This window comes from Aeromonas sp. INTO2, assembly GCF_049860605.1.
GTDB classification, from domain to species: domain Bacteria; phylum Pseudomonadota; class Gammaproteobacteria; order Enterobacterales; family Aeromonadaceae; genus Aeromonas; species Aeromonas caviae.
Map to the genome: position 1 here is coordinate 3,559,758 of NZ_CP187588.1, position 12,847 is coordinate 3,572,604.

General features: G+C 63.0%; 12 protein-coding genes. 10 read left to right on the forward strand and 2 right to left on the reverse strand.

Going from position 1 to position 12,847, the window contains the following annotated elements; genetic code table 11:
• The first annotated feature begins 3 nt into the window (after window positions 1-3).
• The 3 genes from ACPW74_RS16785 to ACPW74_RS16795 all read left to right on the forward strand — a co-directional run bounded on the left by ACPW74_RS16785 (window position 4) and on the right by ACPW74_RS16795 (window position 2,998).
• Window positions 4-1,806, forward strand: coding sequence for an aminopeptidase P family protein (locus ACPW74_RS16785; RefSeq protein WP_279981944.1), 1,803 nt, complete (start codon window positions 4-6; stop codon window positions 1,804-1,806).
• 137 nt (window positions 1,807-1,943) lie between these two features.
• The gene (locus ACPW74_RS16790) at window positions 1,944-2,396 is read left to right on the forward strand and encodes a GNAT family N-acetyltransferase (protein ID WP_104452240.1); all 453 of its coding nucleotides are present in this window, start codon (window positions 1,944-1,946) and stop codon (window positions 2,394-2,396) included.
• Window positions 2,397-2,527: 131 nt separating this feature from the next.
• Window positions 2,528-2,998 (forward strand): glycine zipper 2TM domain-containing protein, encoded by a 471-nt coding sequence (locus ACPW74_RS16795; RefSeq protein WP_279981946.1) that lies wholly within the window; start codon window positions 2,528-2,530, stop codon window positions 2,996-2,998.
• Window positions 2,999-3,075: 77 nt separating this feature from the next.
• Here the strand turns inward: ACPW74_RS16795 and ACPW74_RS16800 are convergent, their stop codons facing one another.
• Window positions 3,076-4,029 carry an inorganic triphosphatase gene (locus ACPW74_RS16800; RefSeq protein WP_425858405.1) on the reverse strand — a complete coding sequence of 318 codons (954 nt, stop codon included), beginning with the start codon at window positions 4,027-4,029 and terminating at the stop codon, window positions 3,076-3,078.
• Window positions 4,030-4,198: 169 nt separating this feature from the next.
• Here ACPW74_RS16800 and ACPW74_RS16805 point away from each other — a divergent pair, with 169 nt between their 5' ends.
• Window positions 4,199-4,879: a TIGR00153 family protein gene (locus ACPW74_RS16805; protein WP_010675736.1), complete on the forward strand. Its 681-nt coding sequence runs from the start codon at window positions 4,199-4,201 to the stop codon at window positions 4,877-4,879.
• Between the two features lie 25 nt (window positions 4,880-4,904).
• Window positions 4,905-6,170 carry an inorganic phosphate transporter gene (locus tag ACPW74_RS16810; protein ID WP_069784272.1) on the forward strand — a complete coding sequence of 422 codons (1,266 nt, stop codon included), beginning with the start codon at window positions 4,905-4,907 and terminating at the stop codon, window positions 6,168-6,170.
• A 101-nt stretch (window positions 6,171-6,271) separates the two neighbouring features.
• Here ACPW74_RS16810 and ACPW74_RS16815 read toward each other — a convergent pair whose 3' ends face one another.
• Window positions 6,272-7,510 carry a multifunctional CCA addition/repair protein gene (locus tag ACPW74_RS16815; RefSeq protein ID WP_279981948.1) on the reverse strand — a complete coding sequence of 413 codons (1,239 nt, stop codon included), beginning with the start codon at window positions 7,508-7,510 and terminating at the stop codon, window positions 6,272-6,274.
• Between the two features lie 229 nt (window positions 7,511-7,739).
• Between ACPW74_RS16815 and ACPW74_RS16820 the strand changes: the two genes are divergently transcribed.
• From ACPW74_RS16820 to mltC, 5 genes are all read left to right on the forward strand, one after another.
• On the forward strand, window positions 7,740-9,383 hold the full coding sequence (locus ACPW74_RS16820; RefSeq protein ID WP_053288783.1) for an ExeA family protein: 1,644 nt from the start codon (window positions 7,740-7,742) through the stop codon (window positions 9,381-9,383).
• On the forward strand, window positions 9,383-10,066 hold the full coding sequence (gene exeB, locus ACPW74_RS16825; RefSeq protein ID WP_010675740.1) for a GspB family T2SS assembly factor variant ExeB: 684 nt from the start codon (window positions 9,383-9,385) through the stop codon (window positions 10,064-10,066). Before ACPW74_RS16820 ends, exeB begins: the two co-directional genes overlap by 1 nt.
• A 167-nt stretch (window positions 10,067-10,233) precedes the next feature.
• Window positions 10,234-11,319 (forward strand): A/G-specific adenine glycosylase, encoded by a 1,086-nt coding sequence (gene mutY, locus ACPW74_RS16830; protein WP_182956706.1) that lies wholly within the window; start codon window positions 10,234-10,236, stop codon window positions 11,317-11,319.
• Entirely contained in the window at window positions 11,316-11,588 is a 273-nt protein-coding gene (locus ACPW74_RS16835) for an oxidative damage protection protein (protein WP_010675742.1), read from the forward strand. The genes mutY and ACPW74_RS16835 overlap by 4 nt, the downstream gene beginning before the upstream one ends.
• A gap of 119 nt (window positions 11,589-11,707) precedes the next feature.
• Window positions 11,708-12,811: a membrane-bound lytic murein transglycosylase MltC gene (gene mltC, locus ACPW74_RS16840; protein ID WP_010675743.1), complete on the forward strand. Its 1,104-nt coding sequence runs from the start codon at window positions 11,708-11,710 to the stop codon at window positions 12,809-12,811.
• The last annotated feature ends 36 nt before the right edge of the window (window positions 12,812-12,847 follow it).

Sequence of the window (12,847 nt, forward strand, 5' to 3'; positions counted from 1 at the left end):
GACATGAACCATTTCGAGATTATTGAAACCCGCGTCGCCCAGGTCAGGGCCACACTGGCCACGCTGGAGCTGGACGCCTTCATCGTTCCCCACGACGACGAGCATCTGGGGGAGTACATTCCCGCCTATGCCGAGCGGCTGGACTGGATCACGGGTTTCAACGGCTCCGCCGGGCTCGCCATCATCATGGCGCATCGGGCGGCCCTGTTCATCGACGGTCGTTATACCGTGCAGGCGCGCATGCAGGCGCCGGCCGAGCTGTTCGAGTTTCTCCACCTCAATGAAGACCCCCACGTGCAGTGGCTGGCAGAGCAGTTGCCCTCAGGCTCCCGGGTCGGTTTCGATGCCCGCCTGCACAGCCTGGCCTGGTATCAGAACGCCAACGCCGTGCTGGCCGATCACGGCATCGAGCTGGTGCGCATCGACGAGAACCCCATCGATCTGCACTGGAGCGATCGTCCCGCTCCGACCAAGAGCCCTGTCATCCTCTACAGCGAGGAGCTGGCGGGCCAGTCCAGCCAGGCCAAGCGCGAAATGCTGGCCAGCGATCTGCGCAAGCGCGGGTTGGATGCGGTGCTGCTCACCCAGGCCGAGCCCATCAACTGGCTGCTCAACCTGCGTGGTCGCGACGTGGAACGCCTGCCGGTGGTGCTGGGCTTTGCGGTGCTCTACGCCAACACCACCATGGATTTCTTCGTCGATACCGACAAGATCGACTGCTTCGCCTTCAGCCAGCACGTGGGACAGGATGTCTCCGTCTACCCCATCGACAAGCTGGGTGACGTGTTGCAGCGCATCGGCGAGGATCAGCAGAAGGTGCTGGCCGACCCCAACACCGCCAACGCCTGGACCCAGCTCGTGATGGAAGAGGCAGGCGCCATTCTGGTGGCCGGCCAGGATCCCACCATGCTGCCCAAGGCGTGCAAGAACCCCGTGGAGCTGGCCGGCATGGGTGCCGCCCACCTGCGCGACGGCGTTGCCGTCACCCGCTTCCTGGCCTGGCTGGATCGCCTGATCGCCAGCGGCGAGTTCGACGGTGTGGACGAAGGCACCCTGGCCGACCAGCTGGAAGCCTTCCGCCACGAGCAGGAGCACTATGTGGAGCCGAGCTTCGACACCATCTCGGCACTCGGCCCCAACGCCGCCATGTGCCACTACCGCCACACCAACGGTACCCCGCGCACCTTCGGCCAGGACAGCATCTATCTGGTGGACTCCGGCGCCCAGTACCTGGACGGCACCACCGACATCACCCGCACCGTCAAGGTGGGTGAGGTGACCGACGAGCACAGGGCCATGTTTACCCGGGTGCTGCAGGGTCATATTGCCCTGGATCAGGCCCGCTTCCCCCGCGGTACAGCCGGCATCCAGCTCGACGTGCTGGCCCGCATGCCCCTGTGGCAGGCCGGCTACAACTACGACCATGGCACCGGCCACGGGGTCGGCCACTTCCTCAGCGTGCACGAAGGCCCGCAGCGCATCGCCCCCAAGGGCAGCCTGGTGGCCCTGCAGCCGGGCATGGTGCTCTCCAACGAGCCGGGCTACTACCGGGAAGATGCCTTCGGCATCCGCTGTGAAAACCTGGTGGTGGTGACCGAACAGGAGGCCCGTGGCGAGCTGCCGATGCTGGGCTTCGAGCGACTGACCTATGTGCCGTTCGACATCCGCCTCATCGATCGCAGCCTGCTGAGCCCGGCGGAGTTCCGCTGGATCAACGAATACCATGCGGAGGTCTACCGCCGTCTGAGTCCGCTGCTGGAGGGCGAGGATCTCGCCTGGCTGGAGCAGGCAACCAGCCTCCTCTGATGACACAGGGCCTGCGGGCCCTGTTTCTTTATCTGCGACATGCCACAAATGCCCCCCTTGCATCGACTCCCCGCCCCTTCTACCCTGTGCCTCCTTTTTGGCTGCCCCGCAGCAGAGACCCGATCAGAGGAGCCCCGATGCACTCGTCCCCCGTATTGCGCCTTGCCACCCACACCGACATGCACGCCATCTGGCAGATAGATGCCGATGTCTTCGGCGAGGATGTCTACCCCGGTTTCTTCTTTCGCCAGGCCATGGATCTGTGGCCCGAACTGCTGGTCGTCGCGGAACGGGAAGGCCGGCTGCTGGGCTATGCCCTCGGGGGGCTTGGTCAGGATCGGTCGCAGGGCTGGCTGCTCTCCCTCGCAGTGCGTCCCGAAGCGCGCGGCTTCGGCCTGGCCGAGCAAATGATGTTGCAGGTGGAGCAGGCTCTGGCGCATTTGCAGGTTGCCCGGGTGAGGCTGACCGTGGATCCCGCCAATCCGGCCCAGCGCCTCTACTTAAGGCTGGGTTATCAGCAGTTGGCAGAAGAGAGAGGCTACTTCGGGCCGGGCGAGGATCGCCTGCTGCTGGAAAAAGCCCTGACCTGACCATCCGTCACCGGCACGGGAGCCTTCCGGCCACATAATTGGTTACACTTTGCGGGTTTAATGCGCAATCTGGTTGGCGTAAAGTGCAATTCATCACCAGATTAATCCGATGCCCGCCCAGGAGGCCCATCATGTTCAAACGTATTGCTCTCGTCACCCTGCTGGCGGCCACCACCGCCATCACCGGCTGTGCCAACAGCGACGTCTACTCCGGCGATGTCTACACAAAGGATCGCGCCAAGCAGGTACAGACCGTCAGCTATGGCACCATCCTCTCCACCCGCCCCGTCAAGATCCAGGCCGATGAAAACTCCCTGATCGGCACCATTGGCGGTGCCGTGGTCGGCGGCCTGCTCGGCAGCACCATAGGCGGCGGTCGTGGCAGTGACATCGCGGCGGCCGGTGGCGCCATCGCGGGTGCGGCGGCCGGCAAGGCGGCAGGGGACAAACTCAACCAGGTTGACGGGGTCGAGCTCGAGATCAAGAAAGAGAACGGCGAATCCATCGTGGTGGTACAAAAGGCCAGCCCCACCTTTGTGCCTGGCGCCCGGGTCCGCATGACCGAGGGCAACGGCACCATCAACGTGGCCGTGGTGAACTGATAGCGCCGTTCAAGGTGCAACTGCCATAAAAAAGGTGAGCCCGGGCTCACCTTTTTGCGCTCTGCACCACTTAAGATTCACTCCCCCAGATGCAGCCAGGCCGCGATGGACAGCTGCAGGCTCACCAGGTCGGCATGGTGGAACAGGGCATGCAGTGATGCACGATCCCCGGCCACCTGCATCATCAGACGCTGTTGCGCCTGCAGGTCGGCCAGCCAGGAGGGTGGCACCGTCAGCGTGCCTGCCGCCTCGGCAACCAGGGATACCCCCTCGAGCAGGGCATGCAGCGCCCGTTGTTGTTCGCCAGCATCGTCACTCTCGAGCCAGAGCTGCTCATGATACTGCCAGTGCTGCATACCCAGGGTAATGCTGGCCTTCTGATCTTTACCCTCAATCCTTTGCAGGGGCTGCACGGCCAGTGGCTTGCCAAGCCCAGCCAGCCTGTATCCGCGCTGCGCCTTGGACTGGGCACCCAGCCACAATCCTCCCAGCGCCGCCAGCTTGCTCGCCAGGGTGAACAGGGCGCGGGCATCGCCGGATTTCAGCTCCAGCTCCAGCTCGTCGATCCCGGTTCGCCCCAGGGCACCGACAATCTCCCCCTGATCCCAGGCCAGCTCGATCTCGGCATCTCCGAATGCGATCAGCCAGTGGCGGCGCAGGAAATCGGTGCTGAACTGGGCCACCAGACGGCTCTGGAGTTCATCGCGCACTGCCAGACTCGGCCAGATATCGGCAGGAAAGGCAGACAGGGTCGGAATGGTGCCCTCTACCGGGGCGTTGTACTCGGGTCTGGCGTGCAATCCGCCCACGACCTGCCCCCGGCACTTGATGGTCTGCTCGGAAAAATCATCGCTGCGACGAATGCGCAACCCCATATCGAGCCCACGCAAACCCAGGTCGGGCGTGTCGAAATAGACGTTGCCAAGAGCGGCTTGATTGGAAGAAATAATCTCTAGTGAATTCAGAAGGTTGGAGAGGGATTCTTGAATATTGCTGGTGACGAAAAACTTTATCTCGATCTCAGTTTGCATAGTCATTCCGGGCTGGCGGGCAACTTTGGGGGGCATGTTCAGGGTCGCGAGGATATAATGCCAGCGACAGTTCACGATTAATTCACGGTTTTATTGATGGCACAGTTCGGTTACCATGCGCCCCTCATAAAATCGTATCGAGTGTTTTTTCACCGACACAGGTTTGGCCATGCCAGTAAATACTATTTTGGGTCTTTTTGCCAAGTCCCCCATCAAGCCGCTGCAGAAGCATATCGTCAAGGTTCACGTGTGCTGCGAACAGCTCATTCCCTTCTTTGATGCCGTCGCCGAAGACCGCTGGGAAGATGCCGAGAAGATCCGGCAACAGATCGCCCAGCTGGAAAAAGAAGCGGATATCCTCAAGCGCGAAATCCGCTTGAAACTCCCTCGCGGCCTGTTCCTGCCGGTCGCCCGTACCGATCTGCTGGAGCTCTTGACCCAGCAGGACAAGATTGCCAACCGTGCCAAGGATATTTCCGGTCGCATGCTTGGCCGCAAGATGGAATTCCCCACCGAGATGCGCGCCGATTTCATGGCCTATCTCAAACGCTGTATCGATGCGACCGCCCAAGCCGAAAAAGCCATCGGAGAACTCGATGAGCTGCTCGAAACCGGCTTTAAAGGACGTGAAGTTGAAATGGTTGCCGAGATGATCCACCAGCTGGATCTCATCGAGGACGATACTGACACCATGCAGATCGGACTGCGCCAACAGCTGCAAGCCGTTGAGCACAAATACAATCCGATCGACGTTATGTTCCTCTACAAGATCCTCGAATGGGTAGGTGACCTGGCTGATCAGGCAGAGCGCGTTGGCGCCCGTCTGGAATTGATGCTGGCTCGTTCGTAATCGACTGACTGGGTAAACACTACTAATGGACATTATCGCAAATTACGGCACCACCCTGGTGCTCGTGGCGGCCTTGTTCGGCTTTTTGATGGCCTGGGGCATTGGTGCGAACGACGTCGCCAACGCCATGGGCACATCGGTCGGCACCAAGTCCCTGACCATCCGTCAGGCGATCATCATCGCCATGATCTTCGAGTTCGCCGGTGCCTATCTGGCCGGTGGCGAAGTGACGGCCACCATCCGCAGCGGCATCATCGACAGCAACGCCTTTGCCGACACGCCGGATCTGCTGGTGCTCGGCATGATCGCCTCCCTGCTGGCTGCGGGTCTGTGGCTGATCCTGGCCTCCTATTTCGGCTGGCCCGTCTCCACCACCCACTCCATCATCGGCGCCATCGTGGGCTTCGCCGTGGTGAGCATCGGTCCGGAAGCGGTACAGTGGAACAAGTTTGGCGGCATCGTCGGCTCTTGGATCATCACGCCGGCCATCTCGGGCATCATCGCCTACTTCATGTTCATCAGCGTGCAGAAGCTCATCTTCAACACGGACAACCCCCTGGACAACGCCAAGCGCTATGTCCCCTTCTACATGTTCCTGACGTCCCTGGTCATCTGCCTGGTCACCATCAAGAAGGGGCTGACCCACGTCGGTCTGCACCTGAGCAATGGCGAAGGCGCGCTGCTCTCCGTCGCCATCTCCATCGCGGTGGCGTTTGCCGGCTGGATCTATATCCGCGGCCAGCAGTACAACCCGAAAGATGACAGCAAGATGCACTTCGCCAACGTGGAGAAGGTGTTCGGCATCCTGATGATCATCACCGCCTGTGCCATGGCCTTCGCCCACGGCTCCAACGACGTGGCCAACGCCATCGGTCCGCTCTCTGCAGTCGCCTCCATCGTGGCGGCCGGCGGCGAGATCGGCGGCAGCTCCCACATCGCCTGGTGGATCCTGCCCCTTGGCGGCATCGGCATCGTCATCGGTCTGGCCACCATGGGCGAGAAGGTGATGGCGACCGTCGGCACCGGCATCACCCACCTGACCCCGAGCCGTGGCTTCGCCGCCCAGCTGGCCACCGCCGCCACCGTGGTGATCGCCTCCGGCACCGGTCTGCCCATCTCCACCACCCAGACCCTGGTGGGTGCCGTCATGGGCGTCGGTCTGGCACGGGGCATCGCGGCCCTGAACCTGGGCGTGCTGCGCAACATCGTGGTCTCCTGGGTCATCACCCTGCCCGCGGGCGCCATCCTGGCCATCGCCATCTTCTACGTGCTGCAGGCCTGCTTCTCCTGAGCAGCCCACGCCGCACGACAAAAAGCCCGGGTCATTGACCCGGGCTTTTTTATGCTTCGCCCATATTACGCCGTCGATTGAGCGTCGATCGGCTGCGGCGTTTACTCCTCGATGAAGGTCCACTCGTCGCGCACCCGGCTGATGGCATCAAGCCGCCGCTTGGCAAGCTGCTCGCGGATTGCCTCCCCTTTGAAGCCGGCCGCCACTATCTCCTTGACCGGCACAGCCTGCGCCGCCTCCAGGGCCTCGGCGACATAGTCCGGCTGACTGTAGACCTTCTCTTCGAAGCCGGTACGACCGTGGAAGTCGGCGCGACAGGCATCGAGCAGCTGGGCAAAGCGCTCCGGTCTGCGCCAGGCATCGGCCTTGTCGAATACCTTGAGCAGGGTCGCGGGCTTGAGCTCGAAGGCAATGTGGATATGGGTGTGCAGGTCGCTCACCAGCAGGGCCAAATCGCGACACTCGTTCGGCACCCGGAAGCGCTCGCAAAAATCCCGAATGAGCGGCAATCCCTTCTGGCCATGGCCATGATGGCTCGGCCAGAAGGCGGGCGGGGTCAGCCCCTTGCCAAAGTCGTGGCAGAGGGACGCGAAGCGCACGGTCAGTTCGGGGGAGAGGCGACATGCCTGCGCCAGCACCATCATGGTGTGGATGCCGGTGTCGATCTCCGGGTGCCATCTGGCAGGGGCCGGCACACCGAACAGGGCATCGAGCTCGGGGAAGAGCGCCTTGAGGGCGCCGCATTCGCGCAGCACCTCGAAGAAGATCTGGGGTGTCGGCCCCAGCAGCACTTTTTCCAGCTCCTTCCAGACCCGCTCCGGGGTCAGGTGGGCCAGCTCTCCAGCCTCCGTCATCTCGCGCATCAGCCCCTGCGTCTCGGGTGCCACCACGAACCCCTGGGCATGGAAACGGGCGGCGAAGCGCGCCACCCGCAGGATGCGCAGGGGATCCTCGGCAAAGGCCGGCGAGACATGGCGCAGCAACCGCGCCTCCAGATCCTGCACGCCGCCGTAGGGATCGTGCAGTTGCCCGTCCTCATCTTCGGCGATGGCGTTGATGGTGAGATCCCGGCGCAGCAGATCCTGCTCCAGCGTCACCTCGGGGGCGGCATGGCAGACGAAGCCGGTGTAACCCTGCCCCTGCTTGCGCTCGGTGCGCGCCAGGGCGTACTCCTGCTGGGTTTTGGGGTGAAGAAAGACTGGAAAGTCTCGGCCCACCTGGGTGAATCCGAGACCCAGCATCTGCTCCACCGTGGCGCCGACCACCAGGTGATCCCTGTCACCCTGGGGCAATCCCAACAGGCGATCCCGCACCGCCCCTCCGACCAGATAAATCTGCACGCGCACTCTCCCTCGATAAACTTGCCCCGATGATACCGCTTTTGGCCAAGAGAGACGATGTGCCCCCGCCGCACCGGGCTCGCCATCACTCGGCCGGGCGGCCACTTCCCGCCATCGTCCTGGGTGAGTCAGCCCGTGGTTCGAGCCAGCTCCCCTTATGGTATCCGGGTCTTTGACATCCCTTTTGGGAGGCTTTAACCTGCCGCCCATAACAATGGAATGGATCCTTATGTACACACAGTTCTTTGGTCTGTCGGAGCCCCCGTTCTCCATCTCGCCCAACCCCAAATACCTCTATATGAGCGAGCGTCACGGGGAGGCCCTCGCCCACCTCAACTACGGGTTGCAGGACGGTGGCGGCTTCGTGCTGCTGACCGGGGAAGTGGGTACGGGAAAGACCACCGTCTCCCGCTGCCTGCTGCAGCAATTGCCCGCCGACACCGAGATCGCCTACATCCTCAATCCCTCTCTGACCGAGCGGGATCTACTGGCCGCCATCTGCGACGAATTCCAGTTGCCCTACGGCGAAGAGGCCAGCCTCAAGCAGTTGTTCGACCTTATCCGGGATCATCTGCTGGCGAATCTGGCGGCAGGCAAGCGCAGCGTGGTGCTGGTGGATGAAGCCCAGCACCTGCTGCCCGGCGTGCTGGAGCAGTTGCGACTGCTCACCAATCTGGAGACAGACGAGAAGAAACTGCTGCAGGTGGTGCTCATCGGCCAGCCCGAGCTGCAACAGATGCTGCGCCAGCCCCTGTTGCGCCAGCTGGCGCAGCGGATCACCGCCCGCTATCACCTGCTGCCGCTGTCGCGCCAGGATGTGGATGCCTATGTTCGCTTCCGGTTGCAGGTGGCAGGCTGCGTCCAGCCCATCTTCACCCCCAGGGCCATCCAGACCCTGCATCGCCTCTCCGGAGGCATTCCCCGTCTCATCAACCTCATCTGCGACCGCGCCCTCATCGCCGCCTTCGCCCGTGGCAGCCACAAGATAGTGCACGGGGACATCAGCCAGTCCGCGTATGAGGTGAGCGGCATTCGCGACGAGGGAAGCTGGCAATCCGGCCTCACGGTCGCCCTGGTGGGCGCCCTGCTGGTCGCCACCGGCTGGTGGGGCTGGCAATTCTTCGGATTCTTCCCAGCCCGCCCCCTGGTCAAGGTCGAGGTACCGGTCAAGGTGGATGACACGCCGGAGCAGCAAGCCCAGCTGACCCGCGCCATCAATCAGGCGCTGGAGCCGGACGTCGCCATGCAGAATCTCTACAAGGTATGGGGCTACCAGGCCGAGCTGGAGGAGGCAACCTGCGACAATGCCCCCCGTGCGGGCCTGCGCTGCCAGGAGGGAGAAGCCTCCCTGGCGCAATTGCAGGCGCTGCAATACCCAGCCCTCATCAGTCTCACCGACGAGACCGGCGGCCTCTATTACGCCACCCTGGTCAGCCTGGGGGCGGACAAGGCTTCCCTGCTCATCGGCAACCAGAGCTGGCAGGTGGACAGGCAGTGGCTCTCCGACGCCTGGGGCGGCAGCTACACCCTGCTCTGGCGCATGCCCAAGGGCAACGTGCCCCTGATAGCGAGCAATGCCGGGGCTGCCCAGGTGCAGTGGCTGGACAACGCCCTTAGCCGCGCCATGCAGCAACCCGATCGCAAGGTGAGCCGCTTCGATGCCACCCTCAAGAACAAGCTGCAACAGTTCCAGCGCGAGCAGGGACTGACCCCGGACGGCATCGCCGGCAGCAACACCCTGCTGCGGCTGAATGTGGCCTCCGGCGAACCCATGCCCAGGCTGGAGGATGAATCCCTGCGAGCCAGCACGCCGGTCGATCTCGACAGCGTGGCGGATGATGAGACGGATCCCATGGTCGAGGAGGCTTCCTGATGTCCACCCTGCTCAAGGCCCTGCGCCGGGCCGACCAGCCCCAGTTCACCCCCCATATGCCGCTCATGGGTCTGCCCGTGAGCCAGGAAGAGGAGCCCAACCGCCGCTGGATCTGGTGGGCCCTGGTGCCCCTGGCTCTGGTGATGGGCGCCGCCGCCAACTATGGCTGGCACCTCTATCACCTCAAACCCGTGGAACAGCAGGTCGAAGTGAAGGAAGTGGTGACTCCCCCCTTCGTGCGGGTCGAACCCAGGCCCATGATCACCCGGCCGCTGCCGCCCCCCCTGCCGGAGCCCGTGGTCGCTCCAAGACCTGCCGCAACCCCGGCTGCGACTACCGCAAACCAGGGGGGACAGAGTCTGGCAGAACGGCTGATGGCCGCCCTCAACAACACGCCGCTGGTGGAAGAGAGTGCGCCCCAGGCTCAGGTCCAGACCAGTGCCATCCCCCTCGGCGCCCTGGCCCCGGCCCTGAAACAGCAGGTACCGTCCCTGACCTATGGTGCCCACAACTACTCCTCCGACCCGGCCAAGCGGGCCGTCGTGCTCAATGGACGGGAGTGGCGCGAGGGCAATGAGATCGCCCCCGGCGTCATCCTGGCAGCCATCGCCCAGGACTACATCGTCCTGCAGGTCGGCGGCCAGTATGCCAGCCTCAAGGCGCTGCAAGACTGGCGCGGCTGATCTGCCGGCATCCGGTGGCCCTCCCCCGGTAGGGTCACCGCCCATTCAGAGGGAGCCCGAGAGCTCCCCTTTTTAATCAATAACCTACACTCGACCATTGCCATGCGCCGGGTCGGGGATCGCCCTCCTGATGGCGGGCGGACTTATCATCAGAACATGAGCACACTGTGAGCCACTCAGACAACACCACCTTCGCCACCCGCATTCTGGACTGGTACCAGATCCACGGCCGCAAGACCCTGCCCTGGCAGCAGGACAAAACCCCCTACCGGGTCTGGGTCTCCGAGATCATGCTGCAACAGACCCAGGTTGCCACTGTCATCCCCTATTACGAGCGGTTCATGGCCCGCTTCCCCGACGTGCTGGCCCTGGCCAACGCCCCCATCGACGAGGTGCTGCATCACTGGACCGGGCTTGGCTACTACGCGCGCGCCCGCAACCTGCACAAGGCTGCCCAGCAGATCCGCGATCTGCACGGCGGCCTCTTTCCGGAACAACTGGAAGAGGTGATGGCTCTGCCCGGCATCGGTCGCTCCACCGCCGGGGCCGTGCTCTCCCTCTCTCTGGGCCAGCCCCACGCCATCCTGGATGGCAACGTGAAGCGGGTACTCACCCGCTGGCTGGCGCTGGCGGGCTGGCCGGGCCAGAAGCAGGTCGAGCACGATCTCTGGGAGCTGGCGACCCGCCTCACCCCGCGCGTCGGGGTGGCCCAGTACAACCAGGCCATGATGGACATGGGGGCCACCGTCTGCACCCGCAGCAAGCCCGCCTGCGAGCGCTGCCCGGTGCAGGCCGATTGCCAGGGGCTGTCGCAGGGCAACCCCACCGCCTACCCTAACAGCAAGCCGAAGAAGAGCATTCCGGCACGCAACGGCATTATGCTGATCATCCGCCACGGCGATCAGCTGCTGCTGGAGAAGCGTCCGCCGCAAGGGATCTGGGGCGGGCTTTACTGCTTCCCGCAGGTGGAATCCCTCACCGAGGTGACCGGACGACTGCGGGAGTTGGGGCTGGAGGATGCCGCCTATCAGGAGCTCGCTGGATTTCGTCACACTTTCAGCCACTTCCACCTCGATATCCGCCCTTTGCTGATCGAAATGGCTGTTCCGCCCGCCCCCCTGCTCATGGAAGCGGATACCCGACTCTGGTATAACTTACGCCATCCTGCCGAGGTGGGATTGGCGGCGGCCACGGCCCGTCTGCTCGCCTACCCGGACTTACAACCAGACTTGCAACCACAGAGGTCAACATGAGCCGTACCGTATTTTGCCTGCGCCTGAAGAAAGAAGCGCCGGGTCTCGATTTCCAACTCTACCCCGGTGAACTCGGCAAGCGGATCTTCGACAACATCAGCAAGGAAGCCTGGACCGAGTGGCAGAAGAAGCAGGTCATGCTGATCAACGAGAAGAAGCTGAACATGATGAATCTCGAGCACCGCCAGTTGCTGGAAAAAGAGATGGTCAGCTATCTGTTCGACGCGGGTGAAGTCCAGATCGACGGTTACACCCCTCCCAGCCAGTGAGCGGGAATCGAGTCAAAGGGCCAGCGTCCCCCTGAGTCGTCAATATGCCGCAGGGTGACACCAATCCTGGCTCAGGCCAGTCAGTGACGGGCGGCCCCACCGCCCGGTTTGAGGATCTTATGGGTCGTTTTTTTGGGCTGCTGTGCGCCCTGCTGTTTCTCTCTGCCTGTTCATCCACACCCCAGACCAGCGGGAGTGGCGATGATGATCTGGTCAACGGCAAGGACGTGCGCGGTTTTGAACACATGATCAGTGCGCTCTCCCATAACGTGAACGAGATATGGGGGCGCGAGGCGCTGTTCGCGGGCAAGTTTGACTACGTCAAATACACGGATCAGTACAAGAGCCGCGCCCACATCGATTTCTCCAGCGGTCACATCATGGTGGAGACCGTCTCGGGTCTGGATCCCCGCGCCCACCTGCGTCGCGCCATCATCGAAACCCTGCTGACCCCGGACGATCCGGCAGAGGTCGACCTCTATTCGGACCGTGAGATCATGCCAGGTGGCGAGCCCTTCCTCTATGGCCAGGTGCTGGACAACCAGGGACAAGCGATCCGCTCCAGCTGGCGTGCAGAGCGTTATGCCGACTATCTGATCGCCAACGCGATGAAGAAGCGCACCCTCGGGATCCGCAACATCTTCTTCATCGACATTCCCATGGTGGCCAACCACGAAGACAGGCGCGGCTACAAATACGCCAGCATCATCCGCGACGCCTCCCGCAAGTACGGGGTCGCCGAGAGTCTCATCTACGCGGTGATCAAGACCGAGAGCAGCTTCAACCCCTATGCGGTCAGCCACGCCAACGCCTATGGCCTGATGCAGGTGATCCCGGCTACCGCTGGGCGGGATGTCTATGTGAGGGTCAAGGGCAAGGATGGCCAGCCGACCAGGGAAGATCTGTTCAATCCGGCCTACAACATCGATGTGGGGACCGCCTACCTGCACCTGCTGCAGACCGTCTATCTGGCGGATATCCAGGATCCCCAGTCCCGCCGCTATGCGGTGATCTCCGCCTACAACGGTGGTGCGGGAGGGGTGCTCAACACCTTCTCCAACGATCGCAAGGCGGCCCCCGGCATGATCAACCGCCTCTCCCCCGAGGCCGTCTATCAGGTACTGACCGAACAACATCCCAAGGCAGAGGCTCGCCGCTATCTCTACAAGGTCAATCAGGCCGAGAAGGGGTTCAAGCGAACCGTCGCAAGCCGGGCTGGCTGATGGCATGCAAGAAGGGCGCTCCTGGAGCGCCCTTCT

What these genes read in the sequence shown, in the direction of transcription:
- ACPW74_RS16835 (WP_010675742.1), top strand. Translation starts at nt 11,316, where the DNA reads ATGAGCCGTACCGTATTTTGCCTGCGCCTGAAGAAAGAAGCGCCGGGT.
- ACPW74_RS16785 (WP_279981944.1), top strand. Translation starts at nt 4, where the DNA reads ATGAACCATTTCGAGATTATTGAAACCCGCGTCGCCCAGGTCAGGGCC.
- ACPW74_RS16810 (WP_069784272.1), top strand. Translation starts at nt 4,905, where the DNA reads ATGGACATTATCGCAAATTACGGCACCACCCTGGTGCTCGTGGCGGCC.
- ACPW74_RS16800 (WP_425858405.1), bottom strand. Translation starts at nt 4,029, where the DNA reads ATGCAAACTGAGATCGAGATAAAGTTTTTCGTCACCAGCAATATTCAA.
- ACPW74_RS16795 (WP_279981946.1), top strand. Translation starts at nt 2,528, where the DNA reads ATGTTCAAACGTATTGCTCTCGTCACCCTGCTGGCGGCCACCACCGCC.
- ACPW74_RS16805 (WP_010675736.1), top strand. Translation starts at nt 4,199, where the DNA reads ATGCCAGTAAATACTATTTTGGGTCTTTTTGCCAAGTCCCCCATCAAG.
- ACPW74_RS16790 (WP_104452240.1), top strand. Translation starts at nt 1,944, where the DNA reads ATGCACTCGTCCCCCGTATTGCGCCTTGCCACCCACACCGACATGCAC.
- exeB (WP_010675740.1), top strand. Translation starts at nt 9,383, where the DNA reads ATGTCCACCCTGCTCAAGGCCCTGCGCCGGGCCGACCAGCCCCAGTTC.
- ACPW74_RS16820 (WP_053288783.1), top strand. Translation starts at nt 7,740, where the DNA reads ATGTACACACAGTTCTTTGGTCTGTCGGAGCCCCCGTTCTCCATCTCG.
- mltC (WP_010675743.1), top strand. Translation starts at nt 11,708, where the DNA reads ATGGGTCGTTTTTTTGGGCTGCTGTGCGCCCTGCTGTTTCTCTCTGCC.